Annotated in this window: 15 protein-coding genes; 9 read left to right on the top strand and 6 right to left on the bottom strand. The window is 51.7% G+C overall.

Annotation, left to right across the window (positions count from 1 at the left end):
* Window positions 1-298: 298 nt before the first annotated feature.
* Together rho and D6024_RS03805 are read left to right on the top strand one after the other, a co-directional pair.
* The gene (rho, locus tag D6024_RS03810) at window positions 299-1,996 is read left to right on the top strand and encodes a transcription termination factor Rho (protein WP_121353100.1); all 1,698 of its coding nucleotides are present in this window, start codon (window positions 299-301) and stop codon (window positions 1,994-1,996) included.
* Window positions 1,997-2,149: 153 nt separating this feature from the next.
* Complete coding sequence (locus D6024_RS03805) at window positions 2,150-2,767, top strand: hypothetical protein (protein WP_121353098.1); 618 nt, start codon at window positions 2,150-2,152, stop codon at window positions 2,765-2,767.
* A gap of 129 nt (window positions 2,768-2,896) precedes the next feature.
* Here D6024_RS03805 and D6024_RS03800 read toward each other — a convergent pair whose 3' ends face one another.
* Together D6024_RS03800 and D6024_RS03795 are read right to left on the bottom strand one after the other, a co-directional pair.
* A complete protein-coding gene (locus tag D6024_RS03800) occupies window positions 2,897-3,580 on the bottom strand; it encodes a response regulator transcription factor (RefSeq protein ID WP_121353096.1) in 684 nt (227 codons plus the stop codon).
* Window positions 3,581-3,623: 43 nt separating this feature from the next.
* Window positions 3,624-5,549, bottom strand: coding sequence for a tetratricopeptide repeat-containing sensor histidine kinase (locus D6024_RS03795; protein WP_162944508.1), 1,926 nt, complete (start codon window positions 5,547-5,549; stop codon window positions 3,624-3,626).
* A gap of 588 nt (window positions 5,550-6,137) precedes the next feature.
* On the opposite strand from D6024_RS03795, the gene mnmH reads away from it, so the two are divergent.
* A complete protein-coding gene (gene mnmH / locus D6024_RS03790) occupies window positions 6,138-7,280 on the top strand; it encodes a tRNA 2-selenouridine(34) synthase MnmH (protein WP_162944507.1) in 1,143 nt (380 codons plus the stop codon).
* Between the two features lie 3 nt (window positions 7,281-7,283).
* Entirely contained in the window at window positions 7,284-8,342 is a 1,059-nt protein-coding gene (gene selD, locus D6024_RS03785) for a selenide, water dikinase SelD (protein WP_121353489.1), read from the top strand.
* On the opposite strand, the gene D6024_RS03780 is transcribed toward selD, so the two are convergent.
* The 4 genes from D6024_RS03780 to D6024_RS03765 form a co-directional block, all read right to left on the bottom strand.
* Complete coding sequence (locus tag D6024_RS03780; RefSeq protein ID WP_121353090.1) at window positions 8,339-8,569, bottom strand: 4a-hydroxytetrahydrobiopterin dehydratase; 231 nt, start codon at window positions 8,567-8,569, stop codon at window positions 8,339-8,341. The genes selD and D6024_RS03780 overlap by 4 nt on opposite strands.
* A 32-nt stretch (window positions 8,570-8,601) precedes the next feature.
* Entirely contained in the window at window positions 8,602-8,994 is a 393-nt protein-coding gene (locus D6024_RS03775; RefSeq protein WP_121353088.1) for a four helix bundle protein, read from the bottom strand.
* 74 nt (window positions 8,995-9,068) lie between these two features.
* Window positions 9,069-9,503 (bottom strand): IPExxxVDY family protein, encoded by a 435-nt coding sequence (locus D6024_RS03770; RefSeq protein WP_121353086.1) that lies wholly within the window; start codon window positions 9,501-9,503, stop codon window positions 9,069-9,071.
* A gap of 16 nt (window positions 9,504-9,519) precedes the next feature.
* On the bottom strand, window positions 9,520-11,244 hold the full coding sequence (locus tag D6024_RS03765; protein WP_121353084.1) for a M20/M25/M40 family metallo-hydrolase: 1,725 nt from the start codon (window positions 11,242-11,244) through the stop codon (window positions 9,520-9,522).
* A 94-nt stretch (window positions 11,245-11,338) separates the two neighbouring features.
* Here D6024_RS03765 and feoB point away from each other — a divergent pair, with 94 nt between their 5' ends.
* The 5 genes from feoB to D6024_RS03740 all read left to right on the top strand — a co-directional run bounded on the left by feoB (window position 11,339) and on the right by D6024_RS03740 (window position 16,727).
* Window positions 11,339-13,456, top strand: a complete 2,118-nt coding sequence (gene feoB / locus D6024_RS03760; RefSeq protein WP_121353488.1) for a ferrous iron transport protein B — start codon at window positions 11,339-11,341, stop codon at window positions 13,454-13,456.
* A gap of 382 nt (window positions 13,457-13,838) precedes the next feature.
* A complete protein-coding gene (gene pxpB / locus D6024_RS03755) occupies window positions 13,839-14,546 on the top strand; it encodes a 5-oxoprolinase subunit PxpB (protein ID WP_121353082.1) in 708 nt (235 codons plus the stop codon).
* The gene (locus D6024_RS03750) at window positions 14,512-15,489 is read left to right on the top strand and encodes a 5-oxoprolinase subunit C family protein (RefSeq protein ID WP_162944506.1); all 978 of its coding nucleotides are present in this window, start codon (window positions 14,512-14,514) and stop codon (window positions 15,487-15,489) included. The genes pxpB and D6024_RS03750 overlap by 35 nt, the downstream gene beginning before the upstream one ends.
* A 21-nt stretch (window positions 15,490-15,510) precedes the next feature.
* Window positions 15,511-16,317, top strand: a complete 807-nt coding sequence (locus D6024_RS03745; RefSeq protein WP_121353487.1) for a 5-oxoprolinase subunit PxpA — start codon at window positions 15,511-15,513, stop codon at window positions 16,315-16,317.
* Entirely contained in the window at window positions 16,314-16,727 is a 414-nt protein-coding gene (locus D6024_RS03740; RefSeq protein WP_121353079.1) for a GxxExxY protein, read from the top strand. The genes D6024_RS03745 and D6024_RS03740 overlap by 4 nt, the downstream gene beginning before the upstream one ends.
* Window positions 16,728-16,768 lie beyond the last annotated feature (41 nt).

Raw genomic sequence — 16,768 nt, 5'->3', positions numbered from 1 at the left:
TCAACCGGAATTGTTAAAAAAGAAGAGGGCGGTGTGGCAGGTGTGGCACCGGTTTGTCGGCACGTTTTAGCGGAACACAAAGAGAAGAAAGGCTTGCAACCACCGCATGCGGCCAGCGTCAGGACAGTAAAAATTTTTTTCGCTTTTGCCCATTTCTCCCTAAACTTGCACCGGAAACCGTTGAGAGCTCATATCCCAATCACTCACAACACCGGTTGTTTCAAACAATTCCCAAGCAGAAAATTAGCAAACGTTAACCGCATCTGGGCTTGATTAGCAGATTAAATACCATTTTTCTATGTACGACATTTTGCAGCTGAACGATATGCTCCTACCCGAATTGCAGGACATAGCTGAAAATTTACACATCGCCGATTATAAAAAACTGACCAAACAGGATCTTGTTTATAAAATACTCGATCGCCAGGCCGTAGTGGGCAGTCAGCAGAAAACGGCTGCAGCCGCCGATGGCGACAAACGCAAGCGCAAACGCATTGTAAAAGCCACGACAGCCAACAGCACCGAAGAAGCGGTTGTGGAAGACCTTTCCGAGCCGGCTATCGAAGCGGCGGCCGAAGAGCCGAAGCGCCATGTTGCTGCAAAAAAAGCGGCGACCAAAAAAGAAGAGAAGCCGCACCCGAAAGAAGAAAAAGCGCCCAACAAACGTCCCCGGAAAAAACAGGACGAAATGCCGCAACTGCCCATGGATACGGAGAACAATGCAGGCAACAGCAGTGCCGGTCAGCAAGCCGTTACAGATGGTCCTGGCGGCAACGAAGCCGAAGACGGCTTGCCGGCCATTGGTGTTGAAATTCCGGAAAGAGGAAACCAGATCAACAAATTTTACCCGCAACGCCGCGAACAGGTGTTCAACATCGAGTTTGACGGTATCATTTTGGCCGAAGGCGTGCTGGAAATGATGCCTGACGGTTATGGCTTCCTGCGCTCTTCCGACTACAACTATCTTTCTTCGCCCGATGATATTTATGTGTCTCCGTCGCAGATCAAACTGTTTGGTTTGAAAACGGGTGATACCGTGCTGGGTGCGGTACGTCCGCCCAAGGAAGGCGAAAAATATTTTGCCCTGCTGAAGGTTGACCAGATCAACGGCAAAAGCCCCGAGGAAGTGCGTGACCGCGTACCCTTCGATTACCTCACACCGCTTTTCCCTTATCAAAAGCTCAACCTGTTCGACGATGCCGGGAACAATCCCACCCGCATCATGGACCTTTTTACTCCCATTGGTAAAGGCCAGCGCGGACTCATCGTGGCCCAGCCAAAAACGGGTAAAACGATGCTGCTGAAAGCCGTGGCCAACGCCATCGCCAAGAACCACCCCGAGTGCTACCTGATGGTGGTGCTGGTGGACGAGCGTCCGGAAGAGGTAACCGATATGGAACGCAGCGTAAAAGCGGAAGTCATTGCTTCCACTTTTGACGAGCCGGCCGAAAAGCACGTAAAAGTTTCCACCATGGCCCTGCAAAAAGCAAAGCGCCTGGTAGAATGCGGGCACGATGTAATTATCCTGCTCGATTCGATCACCCGCCTGGCCCGTGCCCACAACACCGTCGCACCGGCATCGGGTAAAGTCTTGTCGGGTGGTGTGGAAGCCAACGCCATGCAAAAGCCCAAACAATTTTTTGGTGCGGCCCGTAAGATCGAGAACGGTGGCTCTCTGACCATTTTGGCCACGGCCCTGATCGATACCGGTTCGAAAATGGACGAAGTGATCTTTGAAGAATTCAAGGGTACCGGTAACATGGAACTGCAGCTCGACCGTCGCCTGGCCAACAAGCGTATCTTCCCGGCCATCGACCTGGTGTCTTCTTCTACACGCCGCGACGACCTGCTGCTGGAAAGAGACGTGTTGCAGCGCATGAACCTGCTTCGTGTGTACCTCAACGATATGAATACCGAAGAAGCAATGACCGAGCTGCTCCGCCGCATGCGTGGCACCAAGAGCAACGAAGAGTTCCTGGCCTCCATGAACGGGTAAGCCAACCGGTAAGAAACAATTTGCAATAGGCCAAGAAGAAATCATTTTCTTCTTGGCCTATTTCCTTTTCTGCTCATTTGCCGTTGCCAATTGCCCATTGAGGCTGCTGTGGTCTCATTTTTGTATTTCCAAGCTGAAACAAATTGAACAATTATGAAGAAACAATTTTTCAGCCTGGCAGCAATCACGGCGTTGGCATTGGGTTTTACTTCGTGCAGCAACGGTGCCAATGATATCGCTACAACCGACAGCACTACTACAACAACGACAACCACAGGTACGGAAACAACCATGGCCAGCAGCACAGGTAACTATGCAGCCATGGCCGACAGCGTGGAAAAAAACAGCGAGCAGGGTTACTATCTCAATCCCAAAACAGGAAAGGCATACGGAAAACTAACGGTGGACCGCAGCACAGGAAGGGTCACTACGGAAGCCGGTGAACCGGTTTGGCGCTATGTCGACAGGCGCAACTGGTGGGTGTATGGTGGCAATGACTGGAGCCAGGAAGGCGAAGCCAAAATGGAAGGCGATAAGCTTATGTATAAAGGAGATGGAGATAAATGGGTTGACTACGATACCAGGTGGATGAAAGAAGACGAGGAAAACATGAAAAAGTGGAAAGAGTCAGATGCTGGCAACAAGCAGAAAATGGTTACTGAAGACGGTGATAAGATCAAGGTGAAAAACGACGAGGAAGGCAACACCAAGATCAAAGTCAATGGCGAAAAAGTCAAGGTTGATTCAAACGGCAATCTGAAAAAGCAGTAAGCCTTCTTCTTCGCAATGCAGCAACCAGGTTAGTACCTTTACTGCAGAAACGACACTAGGAGCTGTCTCGCCAAACGAGACAGCTTTTTTTATTGCCGTCATGCAATTGTTGCTCCGGAACGGCCATTGCTACTGGAACCATTTGAGCTCGTGCGCCAGGTGAATCACCTGTGCTTTGGAGTTGACATGAAGCCGGGTGTAAATATTGGCGATGTGCTTGCGAACGGTGTGCACACTAAGGTTTAGAAAGGAGGCAATTCGCTTGGCGTCCCAACCTTTGATCGTGTATTCCAGGATTTCCATTTCGCGGCCCGAAAGCATGGTGCCGCTGTTGTCGACAGGCTTTGTACCGGCTTGACCGGCGGTGGAAGGCCCTGTTTTTACCAGCATCTCCATAGCCTTACGGGCAATGGCAGGACTCATGGGAATGCCGCCATCCACCAGCACGTTTTCGATGGCCTTGCGGATGGCTTCCGCTTTTTCGTTTTTCAGCAGGTAGCCGGTGGCGCCGGCACGGATAGCCTCAAAGATTTTTTCTTCGTTGTCAAACACCGTCAGCACCACAAAATGAATATGGGAATACAAGGCTTTCCCGATGCGGATGGCCTGGATGCCGTCCATCTCCGGCATTTCAATGTCCATGAACACCACACTGGGATGTTTTTCCAGGGGCAGCCCTTTCATTTGTAAAAGAAAATCGTTGCCGTTCTCTCCCGTCAATACAAGTGAAAGATCCGGGAAATGATTGATCTTGCTGATAAAGGTTTTCCGGTTGACGGCATTGTCTTCTACATAAGCGATAGCTGTTGGCATAGCGTAAAAATGAAGATTTTTCGATCAGTGATAGATAATGAATTTAGAGTAGGGCGGCCGAAAGTTTTACAATGGTTCCGCTGACTTCTCCCCTTTCCAGCGTCAGCGTCCAGCCGTTGGCCCTGGCCCGCCGTTGCATGTTTTTAATTCCATGTCCCGTCAGGTTCACCGTCTGAACCATTCCCTGCCCGTTGTCGGCAATGCTCACTTCAATGGCCGGACCGCCGGTGATCTCCACCGTTATGCTGTCGCCTTTGCTGTGTTTAATGGCATTGTGAAACGCCTCCTGCATGATGCGCAGCATGTTGAGCGCTGCTTCCGGCGAGAGGCAAATGTCCTGCAAAATCGTTTCATTGATGTTGAGCAACATGTCGGGATACGAATCGCGGATGCGGGCGACATAGGTTTTGAAACGGTCGCAAAGGCTGGACAGAAAAATTTCGGTTTTGTTCAGTACCCAAATGGTTTCGTTCAGGCTGTTCAGGATATCGTCGGCGTTGTTCTTGATGTTGGAAACGAGGGTACTGGTGCCCGGGTCGCCGGTCAGCATCAGGTCATCGGCATTGGCCGAAATGGCCGAAGCATAAGCACCCAGGTTGTCGTGCAGGTCGGCCGAAATGCGCTTGCGTTCGTTCTCTTCGGCCGTAAGGATTGCCTGCTGCACATTGCGTGCTTCTTCTTCTTTCAGCTGTTCCACTATTCGTCTTTGCCTGCGCCGGTAATTGGAAAACAAAATGCCGGCAATCACGATCCCGAAAAAGCCAACGGTAACGCCGCCGTAAATGACGGTATTCTGCCGGCTCAGGTCAAGCTTTTGCTGGATGATCAGGTTTTCCTGTTTTTGCTGGTTGTATCGTGCTTTCAGTCCCACCAACTCCTCTTCGGAGTTTTGCTGGTAGACAGAATCTTTCAGCGATAAAACATTTTCCATGATCTCGCCGTACTGCAGGTAGTCGCCGGCCGCTTTGTAGTTTTTGGCCAGGGCAAATTGCAGGTAGGGAAGTTTTGCAGTAAGCCCGTATTTCCGGGCAATGCTGATGCCCTTGTTGCTGGCCGCAATGCCTTTTGCAGGTTGCCGCTGTTCGGCGTAAAACAAGGCCAGCTGGCTCAGGTCCGAAACGATGTAAAACGGGTCGCCGATCCGTTCCCTGATCTGAAGGGCTTCTTTCAGGGGCGCCTCGGCAAGGGCGGGTTTGTTCTGGCGGATATAGTTATCGGCGAGGATATTCAGGCTGTTCGAGAGATAAAACAAATTTTCATCCTCCCGGGCAAAGGCAATCGCTTTTCGCACATATTGGTCGGCCGAATCAAACTGGTTGAGCGCCGTGTAAATGGCCGCAATATTCGAATAGATATTGCTGTTCTTCCGGTGCAGCACCGGGTTGCCGGATGTTTGCAAAGCACGGTAAAACCATTTCAGCGCCTCGTCGTTCTGCTCCATCTCCATGTTTACCCAACCCACGCCATTTTTCGCAATCATCTGCAACAGCGTATCGTTGGTCCGTTCGGCTTTTGCCAGCGTGTTGTAATAGACCGCAATGCCGTCTTTGTACTTGTTGCTTTTTACAAGTACCTGCGCCTTCAGGGCGGCAAACTTCAGCCAGTACTCTGTGTCGGCTTGCCCGGCCTGGGAAAGTGTGGCCAGGCTCCCGTTGCACAGCAAAAGGGCGGAATCAAGCCGCCCATTTTTCACGAAGTAGTTGGCCATGTAGTAATCGGCCCAGGCTTTCTGCACGGGGTATTCCGAGGCCAGACTGAGTTGCTTTGCGGCCTGGGCATACCTGAACAAGGTGTCCGTGCTCAGCGACTGGCGCTGTTCGCACAAACGGAAAAGCGCCTGTAGTCGTTGCTGCGGGTTGCTGGCCAGGGCCACCTGCTTTTTCAGGCGGTCAATTGTCTGCGTTTGACTGCTGCCCTGAAAGGCTGCCAAAAAAACGGGGAGGCAAAGGGTGAATAACTGCTTTCTCATGGGCATGCTTCACAGTGTTTCGGTTGAGCGGATCGTGCTGTTTTTCCGGGAGGTTAAAGCTAAGGAATACCCGAAGAAAAGCAACCACGTTTTGTTTTCGGCAAGTACCGTTTGTTGTTTCCGAAAGAGGAAGACGCGGGGTGCCGGCGTTTCGGTTGCACCGTGCGGCTTCCGGCGGTTTTGCCCTCTCCGTTTCTACCCTTACTACTTAAAATTAATTAGTGGTGGTATAAAGGAAACAGTAAATATTTGTAGCGCTGAACAAACGAAAAGACAGGCCTTATAGTTTATCCGGGAAATTGAACAGGCGGCACTAATAAGAACTTTATTTTGCGGCGCTTCGCCACTAGCCATTCGACCTGAGAAAAAAAACGCCAGTACCCCTCCAAACCAAACGTCCCTCAGTTGGTTTCCGGTGCGCCGGGCAGCCACAGAAAAATATCGAAAGAGCAAACAGCCAAAGTTCACTGCTCGGGAGGGTATAAACCCTCCCTTTTTTATTGCAGCCAAGCGAATTGCTTTGCGATGGGCTAAAGCATGGAGCGAAAGGCCCGCCGGTGCGCCTGTATTTTGAATACTTTTGTTTGCATGAGGCGAGTTGCCATTCACGAGTTTTTGGAAGGCTGCAATGATGCATTGCTGCTCGATGTGCGTTCCCCGGCCGAGTACAACCATGCCCACCTTCCCGGCGCCATCAGTTTCCCGCTGTTTACGGACGAAGAGCGAAAGGTTGTCGGCACGACCTATAAACAGGTGAGCCGGCAGGCGGCGATAAAGATCGGGCTCGATTATTTTGGCCCGAAGATGCGGCCGATGGTGGAGCAGGTAGAGGCTTTACTTAGCAGCAGGCAACAGGCCATAAGCAAAGATGCCAATGGTCAATTGCCAATTGCGAATCGCATATTTCTCTACTGCTGGCGGGGCGGCATGCGCAGCGGCGCCATTGGCTGGTTGCTGAACCTTTATGGGTTTAACGTGACGGTTCTGACCGGCGGCTACAAGGCCTTTCGCAACCATGTGCTGAAGACGTTTGAACAACCGTATAATTTTAAAATCCTCGGTGGCTATACCGGCTCCGGGAAAACGGAAGTGTTGCAGGAACTCAGGGCCATGGGCGAAAAAGTGATCTGCCTGGAAAGCGTCGCCTCGCACAAAGGCTCCGCTTTTGGCAACATCAACATGCCGCCGCAGCCTACACAAGAGATGTTTGAAAACTTGTTAAGCCATGAGCTGCGAGCCGTGAGCCAAGAGCCAGGCGAATGGCCCGTGCTGAAAGATGAACCGGAGACAACTCCAAACCCCAAACTCCAAACTCCAAACCCGTCCATCTGGCTCGAAGATGAAAGCCAGCGAATCGGAACGGTCAATCTTCCCAACTCGTTGTGGCAGGCCATGCGAACCTCCCCGCTTTATTTCCTTGAAATTCCGTTTGAAGAACGGCTAAAGCACATTACCGAAGAATACAGCCAGTGCAGCAAGGAAAAATTAGCGGACGCCATTGAGCGAATCAAAAAACGGCTGGGCGGGCTGGAAACCAAAAATGCGTTGCGGTTTTTAGCAGAGGAAAATTACACGGAGTGCTTTCGCATCCTCCTCAGTTATTACGACAAGCACTACCTGAAAGGCCTGCACAACCGCGAAGAACTTTCCACCCTTCTTACAAAAATTCCCTGCGAAACCGTCACGGAGAAAAATGCTGTCCTACTTTCGCAGGCTCAAGTTGTTTCATAAATGATGCAGGAAGAAATCAGGCTGACCCAGTTTTCGAAAGGCGGCGGCTGCGGCTGTAAGATCGCTCCGTCTGTTTTGCAGCAAATGCTGGCCACCGGCGACAAAGGATCGTTTCCCGATCTGTTGGTGGGTAACGAAAGCAGCGACGATGCTGCCGTTTATTTGCTGAACGAAGACACGGCTGTCGTGTCCACCACCGACTTTTTCATGCCCATCGTCGACAACCCGTTCGACTTTGGACGGATCGCCGCGGCCAATTCCATCAGTGATGTCTACGCCATGGGTGGCCGACCGCTGATGGCCATTGCAGTGCTGGGCTGGCCGGTGGCCCAATTGCCGCCAACGGTGGCCCAGCAAGTGCTGGAAGGCGGACGGGCCATTTGCCGCGAAGCCGGGATCCCACTGGCCGGCGGTCACACGATTGATTCGCTGGAGCCCATCTTTGGCCTCGCCGTGACCGGAACGGTTTCTCCCCAAAACCTGAAAAAAAACAACGGTGCCCAGGAAGGTGACTTCCTGTTCCTCACAAAGCCGCTGGGTGTAGGTGTGATGGCAACAGCCGTCAAAAGAGGTCTGCTGAAAGAGGAGCACTACCGCATTCTGCTGAAGCAGCTCACCACCCTGAACAGCGTTGGCGAAGCGCTTGGAAAAATCGACGGCGTTCATGCCATGACCGATGTTACCGGCTTTGGCCTCCTGGGCCACCTGACAGAGATGGCTGGCGGCAGCGGTGTGAGCGCCGAGGTCAATTACGCCGGCATCAAAAAAGTGGAAGGCTTTGATGACTACCTGCAGTTAAAAACAATTCCCGGCGCCACGGCACGCAACTGGAGCAGCTACGGGAACGGCGTGGCGTTTGAAGAGGACCTGAACGAAACAGAACTGGTCAACCTCCTGGCCGACCCGCAAACCAACGGCGGCCTGCTGATCGCTGTTGCTGAAAATGCGGTGGATGAAGTGAAAGCAGTGCTGGCAAAAAACAACCTGCAGGAACACCTCACCCCAATTGGCAGGTGTGTGAAGAAGGGAGAGAAAACAATTTTTGTAAAGGCATCCGCTTAAAGCAGCGCATCAATCTTTTCCGCCAGCTTCCTGTCTTTTTCTGTTACCACGTCTCCGGCATCGTGGGTGTTAAGCCAGACTTCCACGGTATTCCACACGTTGGTCCACCGCGGGTGGTGGTTCATCTTTTCGGCTGCCAGGGCCACTCTTGTCATAAACGCAAACGCTTCGCTGAAATCCCTGAACTCGAATTTGCGGTACAGGGCGTTGTTGGTTTCTTGCCACATAAGGTAAATGTGAAAATTTGAAAATGGGAAAATCAGAAAATGGAATAGCTCAAAAGGTAGTTGAATGGATTTTTTCTTTTGGATGTTGCTAAAATTTTGCCCAACAGTTTGTGAATTTCATTCAGTTTGAAAAGGAGCTCGTCACACGGAGGATAGTTGTTCGAAAACTTGCAAAGTATCAACCAATACTGTGTTTCCTCAGCTTCCTTTGCAGCAACTTTCATTTCGTGAATAAAGTCAGCTTTGCTTTCTGCATTTTGTGCTTCCATGACATTGGCTCCAACCGAGGTTCCGCTTTTGAGTAACTGGTTGGAAATAATGAAATGCTTTTGTTCCTGTAGTAAATCGCAATACGCAATCACTTTCAGAGCTAAGTCAAAACTGTGCTTGAGGACAGGGTTTCTTTCAATTAAATCGGTGTGCATATGAGATGGTTTTGTTTTGTAAAGAAGACAGCGCTCAAACCATTTTCACATTTTCATATTTGCACATTATCGCATTAAAACACCAGGTGCTCTTTGTTCCTGATCTTTTCGTTTGTCAGTTCCACCACCAGTTGCACGCCATTAATGGACTTCAGGGAATAGATCAAATTGTCCACGAATTCATCGGTTACGTAATCATCTTTCAACAGCCACAAAAAATCCAGGTGCTTGAATTCGGGCAGCAGGTATTCGCCGTCGTGGTGGTTGTTGTAGAGGTAATGCATCAGGCAGGTGGACGGCTGGGCATATTCATAAAGGGAGAAAAAATAGCTGCGGCCTTTTTTGTTCAGTTGAATTTCCAGTTCGTTGTTCGCACGGAAATCGACACCCATCAGCTGGTTGACCTGCCAGCAAAACAGGTAGTCCTTGATCGGCGCCATGATGCCCAGCAGCCTGGTTTCTTCAAAGAAACCATCTGTTAAATCCTTGTTGTCCAGGGTCAGTTTCATAACGATCGCTTTTCAATTATTGAAACGATGCAGTGGTTTCCAGCGCCTTCCCGTTGCGCAGGTAACGCAGTTTGGTGGTATCTCCTTTTTTAAAGTGCGAAAGCGCCTGCATGTAGCTTTCCATCGAGGTAACCGTGTACTCACCCAGTGCCGTGATCACGTCGCCTTCCTGCAAGCCGGCCTTTTGCGCCGCCCTGCCTTCGCTCACGGCATCCACCCGCACACCGGCGCCGTTGAAGGTGTAATCGGGCATGATGCCGAGGGTGACGCTGAAGCGGGCCGCTGTTCCCATCTGCACCTCCCTTGTTTTGGTAAACGGAATTTTTCCCGGCAGTTTATCCGCTGCCAGCAGCAGGCTGTAAACGTGTTGCACCACGGCTGCTTCGCCGGCTACATTGATTTTCTCCACGTCGTCGGTTGGCCGGTGGTAATCGGAATGCAGGCCGGTGAAATAAAACAGCACCGGGATGCCTTTCTGGTAAAACGAGGTATGGTCGCTCGGACCGGTGCCGCTGCTATCGAAGCGGTACGTCGCTGCAGGATACAACGCCTCTTTGCCTTGGGCACTGTACAATTGTCCCCATGCCGGCGAAGTGCCGTAGCCACCGACGGTCAGTGTTTTGGTGGAATCGTTCAGGCGGCCCACCATGTCCATGTTGATCATGAAGTTGATGCTTGCCAGGTCAAGCGTTGGGTGCTGCACAAAATATTTGGAGCCGAATAACCCCTGCTCTTCGCCCGAAAAGGCGATGAACAGAACGTTGTTTGCTTTCAGCTTGCTGCCTTTCACCAGTCTTGCCAGTTCCAGCAAGGCCGCTGTACCGCTGGCATTGTCGTCGGCGCCGTTGTGAATTTGTTTGTCCGTGCCCCTGTACAGCGAGGTGTGGTCTTCGCCATAGCCCAGGTGGTCGTAATGGGCGCCGATCACCACCGTGTAGGGAGCGCCGTTATCCACGTAGCCGACCACGTTTTTCCCATTGCGGCTTGTTGGTTGCAGGGCCACGGTGCCTTTTATGCGCAGCAGCGCGGAAGGATCTTTCAAAAATTTTGCGCTGGTGGCCGGTGTGAGGTAAAGCACCGGGATGGCCAGGTGTTCGCCGTTTTTGCCGTCGAAGCTGATGCCGTCTGCTACTTTGGAGCTATTGTAAAAAAACAGGGCGGTGGCGCCTTTGCGTGCCGCATCATTGGCTTTGTTGAGCAGGGCACTGGCGATATCGAAATGCGGGTTGCTTTTGTTTTGCTGCAACAGGTCGTCCACATCCAAGAACCAGGGCTCGCCTTTTTCCAGCAATGCAATAGATGCTGATGCTTCAAAACTGCCGTTCTGGCTATACGCCATCGGGAAAAAATCCCGGTTCACCTCCAGCGTCTCGCCGTTGATGCTGAGCGAAGTGGCCGGCGCAATTTCCTGTCCTTCCGAAACCGGGAAGGATTGAAAAAAGCCGTTGCTTCCTTTAGGCTGCAGGCCTTCTTTCTGAAACGTGGCGGCGATGTAATCGGCGGCAAGGCTTTCGCCGGCCGTTCCTGTGCGCCGTCCTTCCAGCTTGTCACTGGCGAGGAATGCCACATGGCTTTGCAGGTTGGCAGGCGAAGGAGTGGTTTCCGTAGCGGCCTTTTTTTGCGTGGCGCAACCGGCAAGAAACAAAAAGAGAAGAAGGGAATATTTCAACACGATACGATCTTTTAAAGTGCGGATAGCAAAAATACTTTGCCCCGGAGTTTTCAGAGAGTCAAAGGTCATTTTTTTGATTGGGCTATTTTCCTTAACCTTAACACAAAACTCCCGATCTCGTAAATGATTGCAAAGGCCGCAGGCTACCTTTGCGAACCTCATCGTGGCTAAAAAAACCGTCCATATTGCTCTTGTCGGGAATCCCAACAGCGGTAAGACCTCGCTATTCAACGTCCTGACCGGCCTAAACCAGCGTACCGGGAATTTCCCGGGTGTGACGGTGGACAAGAAAACGGGCCACACCGCCATTTCCGCCACGCTGAGCGGCAACATCATTGACCTGCCGGGCACCTACAGCCTTTACCCCAAGCGCCTCGACGAATGGGTCAGCTACCGGGTGCTGCTCAACCAGGACAAAGACATCAGGGCCGATATTTTCGTGGTGGTGGTGGATGCGAGCAACCTGAAACGCAACCTGCTTTTCTGCTCGCAAATCATGGACCTGAAAATGCCGGTAGTGGTGGCGCTCACCATGGCCGACATCGCCAAGCGCAAAGGAATCGAGATCGATATTCCGCAACTCGAAAGGGAACTGGGTGTTCCGGTGGTGTCCGTCAACCCGCGCAAAGGCAAAGGCATGGCGCAGCTGAAAAAAGCCATTGAGCTCACCGCCTCGAACCAGTATAAAATTCCCATCCGCGATTTTATCGAGAACCGCGAACTGGCCATGGCGCCCATCGAAGACCTGCAGGCCGTACTACCCGGCACCTCGGATTATTCGGCCATTCATTACCTGATCAACCACGAGGAGTTTGAACTTGACCACCGCCTGCAGGACACGATCGAAGGCATTGAGCAAAAGCACGAGTTCAACCATACCAAAACCCAGGCGACCGAGATCCTGCAGCGCTACCAGCGCATCAACAAGATCATGCAGTCGTCGGTAACGGAGCCCGATCCAAAGGAGCAAAAGCTGATGACTGACCGCATGGATTCAGTGCTGCTGCACCGGGTGTGGGGTTATTTTGCCCTGCTGGCGGTTTTGTTTCTCCTGTTCCAAAGCGTGTTTTACCTGGCGCAATATCCTATGACCTGGATCGAGGAAGGCTTTTCCTACGCCAGCACCTGGTTGAACCACGTGCTGCCGGCCGGCTGGTTCTCCGACCTGTTGGTGAACGGCATTGTTGCCGGCTTAAGCGGCATTATCATTTTTGTGCCGCAGATCATGATCCTGTTTGCGCTGATTACCATCCTGGAAGACACGGGCTACATGGCCCGCATTTCCTTTCTCACCGACCGGCTGATGCGCAGCGTGGGCCTCAACGGAAAAAGCGTGATGCCACTGATCAGCGGCTTTGCCTGTGCCGTGCCGGCCATCATGAGTGCCCGCAACATCGAGAACCGCAAAGAGCGGCTGCTGACCATTTTGATCACACCGCTCATGAGCTGCTCGGCCCGACTGCCGATCTATACCATCCTTATCGCACTGGTCATTCCCAATAAATACTACTGGGGCATCTTCAGTCTCCAGGCGCTGATCATGATGGGGCTCTATCTCTTGGGCTTTGTCATGGCCATGATTGTGTCCTATGTGGCCAAATGGTTTATCCATATCAAAGAGCGCAGCTTTTTTATTCTGGAACTGCCTACCTATCGTCCGCCGAGGGCCAAGACCATTGTGCAGACAATGATTACAAAGGCCCGCCTCTTCGTGACCGACGCCGGGAAGATCATCATGGTGATTTCCTTGATCCTTTGGGCACTGAGCTCGTTTGGTCCTTCCTCCCGCATGGAGAAAGCTGAGGCCACCTACCAGCAACAGCTGGCGCAAATGCCGGATAAAAAAGATTCGCTTGCCATCCATTACAATACAGCGAAGCTCGAAAATTCCTATGCGGGCATTTTGGGCAAAACCATGGAACCTGTGATCAAGCCGCTGGGTTACGACTGGCGCATCGGCATTGCCTTAGTAACATCGTTTGCCGCACGGGAAGTGTTTGTGGGTACCATGGCAACACTGTTCAGCGTGGCCGATGACGACCAGGGCACTCTCCTTCGCGAAAAAATGCAGGAAGCCAAAAAGCCCAACGGCGAGCCGCTGTTTACACTTGCCACCGGTGTATCGCTGATGCTTTTTTATCTTTTTGCCATGCAGTGCATGAGCACTCTCGCCATTGTTCGCCGCGAAACAAAGACCTGGAAATGGCCCGTTATCCAGTTTGTTTACATGACCGGCATTGCCTATGTCTTCAGCTTTATCGCCTACCAGCTGCTGAAGTAAACCTCACCCCGGCCCTCCAGTGGAGGGATGATTCAAGCGCAAGACTCGCTTACGCACGATACTACAAAGCCTTCATCATTCTTTTTGATGGAGGCTTTTGCTGCCGTTGGCGTCTTTGCCAACAGCATTTTCTTTTGCCCCGGAGGGGCATCCTGTTAATAGAAAATGTTCATAGAGAAGTGAACAAATCTCTGTAGAAGCGCAATATTTTTTTGTAACCAACAACAGAATAGCCATGAAGCTCCCGTTGCACAGTTTATCCTGACGAAGGAAGGGCTCCGTTCAACGTTCGGAACGCAGGTGTGCAGAAAGAATGCCATCTCTTCAAGGGATGGCATTCGTACGCTAAAAAACAACTGGCAGAAGCGTATTTTTGATCGTCATGCACCCCGCGTTCACCATCACGCCGCTCGGCGACGGCGCTCTCGTGATTTCCTTCGGCAATGTGATGGAGGAAGAGATCAATGAAAACGTGCTGCAGCTTTTCCATTGCCTGCAAAACACCCCGCTTCCGTTTACGGACATTGTTCCTGCGTATAGTTCGCTCACGTTTTTTTACGACGTGCATTCGTGGCGCACCAAAGAGGCGACCGCTTTTGAAAAAGTGAAAGAGGCGTTGTTGCCCTTTCTGCAACAAACGGTGCAGGAGAAAGAAAAGAGTGGGCAGACCATCGCAATCCCTGTTTGCTATGCAAGAGTCTTTGCACCCGATCTCGAAGAGTTGGCGGCGCAAAAAGCGTTGTCCGCCGAAGAAGTGATCGGCTTGCATACGGCAAAGACCTACCGGGTATACATGATCGGTTTTCTGCCCGGCTTTCCCTACATGGGCAAGGTAGACAGCCGCCTTGCCACACCACGGAAAAGCAGTCCGCGAACAGCGATACCGGCAGGTTCCGTTGGCATTGCCGGCGAGCAAACTGGCATTTACCCGTTTACCTCGCCGGGCGGCTGGAACATCATCGGCCGTACGCCCCTCCGACTGTTTGACAAAGACAGGAGCGAACCCACATTGCTGCAACCCGGCGACAGCGTTACCTTTTATCCCATCAGTGAAGATGCGTTTGAAAATTATCAAAGCCGGATTGCTTGACACGGTGCAGGACGGGGGCCGCTATGGCTTTCAGCACCTGGGCATCAATCCCGGTGGCGCCATGGACCGTTTTGCGGCCCGCCTCGCCAACGCCTTGCTGGGAAAAGAGCTGGAGGCACCGGTCATCGAAATGCATTATCCTGCGCCGCAGATCCTTTTTCAAAAGCATGCGATCATTTGTTTGACGGGGGCGGATTTTAGACCATTGCTGAATGGCGAATCAGTTTCCCTCAACCAGCCGGTTGCCGTGAAAGGAAATGCGTTGCTGTCATTTGAAGGACGGCGTCGCGGTGCACGGTGTTACCTGTCGGTGCTGAACGAGTGGCAACTGCAACCCTGGCTAAACAGTTTCAGCACGAATCTCAAAGCCGCTGTTGGCGGATGCGACGGAAGGCGGCTGCAGAAAGGGGATGAACTGGTGTTTGCCCCGCTTTCGTTTTTGATGGAAAAAGATTTTTGTCTTTTGCCCTGGAAATATCACGAGCCGGTTGATGACACCAACGAGATCTGTTTTCTTGTGGGACCCGAATGGGGCTGGTTGACGACAAAAGGGCAAACGGATTTGCAAAACGAACTGTTTTCAATTACACCTGCTTCGGACAGGATGGGCTATCGCCTGCAGGGCGAAGCGTTGGAACAGGAAAGGAAAGAGCAACTCGTTTCATCTGCCGTCAATTTTGGAACGGTGCAGTTGCTGCCCACAGGGCAACTGGTCGTGCTAATGGCCGATCACCAAACCACCGGCGGCTATCCAAGAGTAGCGAATGTGATCAGTGTGCATCTGCCAAAGCTGGCCCAAATGAATGCCGGTGCGGAAATCAAACTGGTGATGACAACGATGGAAGAAGCCGAAGAAAAAGCCCTTGTGCAAAAGGATTATTTACTCCGCTTGCAAAACACCTGTAAATTGAAAATCGAAAACTGGTTGCAGCAGCACGCATAAAAACCAATGCACAGCAATACGATGAAATCAACGAGTGAGGATAACACGTCGCAAAGCAGGCCTTCGCAGCCCGACCACGCCTCCGCCATTGGCGGACAGGCAGGCATCGACATCAACTGCGACATGGGCGAAGGCATCGGCAACGACGAGGCCATCATGCCTTTTATCACGTCGGCCAACATTGCCTGCGGCTACCACGCCGGCGACGAAGAAACGATGCGAACGACCATTCAACTGGCCATGCGGCACGGCGTGAACATCGGTGTGCATCCGTCTTTTTTTGACCGGGCAAATTTTGGCCGCACAGAGATGAAAACAACACCGGAAGAAGTGTATCAATTGATCCGGGACCAGCTTATCCTGTTCAAAAAAATTGCGGCAGCAGGCGGTGCAGGCATGCATCATGTAAAGCCGCACGGTGCCTTGTACAACATGGCGGCACGGGATGCAGCGCTGGCAAAAGCCGTTGCACAAGCGGTAAAAGATTTCGATGCCAACCTGGTTTTGTTTGGCCTGAGCGGCAGTGTTTCCATCAGCGAAGCCAAAGCCGCAGGGCTGCAAACACGCAGCGAAGTGTTTGCCGACCGGACCTACCAGGACAACGGCAGCCTCACACCGCGTTCGCAACCCAACGCGTTGATCGAGGACGAAACCAAAGCCATTCAGCAGGTGTTGCAAATGGTAATAAAGAAAACGGTAACGGCCGTTTCCGGAAAGGAAGTGCCCATCATTGCCGAAACGGTTTGCATCCACGGCGATGGAAAGAATGCAGTTCGATTTGCGAAAGCTATTTTTCAGGCGGTCAATAAAGCCACGGAGGCACAATGACACAAGGTAACACAGAGAGAACCTTCACTCCTTTGACCGAACGGGAGAAATGGCTGGCAGAGCAGATCGTAAGTATTGCTATTACCATTCATCAGGCCTTAGGTCCGGGTTTGCTGGAAAGTGTTTATGAAAAGATCTTTTGCTTTGAACAGGCAAAGCGCAACATTTCATATCAAAGACAAAAGGCTGTTGCCATTGTATACCATGAATTGGTGATCGAAGATGCCCTGCGTGTTGACATACTGGTTGATGATTTGGTTATCCTTGAATTAAAGGCGCAAGAAAACCCGCATCCTGTGTGGGAAGCACAGTTGCTGAGTTATCTCAAACTAACCAATAAACGTTTAGGTTATATCCTGAACTTTCACACACCACTGATGAAAAATGGAATGAAGCGGATGATTTTATAAACCCTCTGTGATCCTCCGTGCCCCTGTGTCTCCGTGGTTCA

This window comes from Flavisolibacter nicotianae (genome assembly GCF_003628535.1).
GTDB classification, from domain to species: Bacteria; Bacteroidota; Bacteroidia; order Chitinophagales; family Chitinophagaceae; genus Flavisolibacter; species Flavisolibacter nicotianae.
The sequence above is the reverse complement of the archived record's forward strand: the minus strand, read 5'-3'. Positions and strand labels throughout refer to the sequence as shown.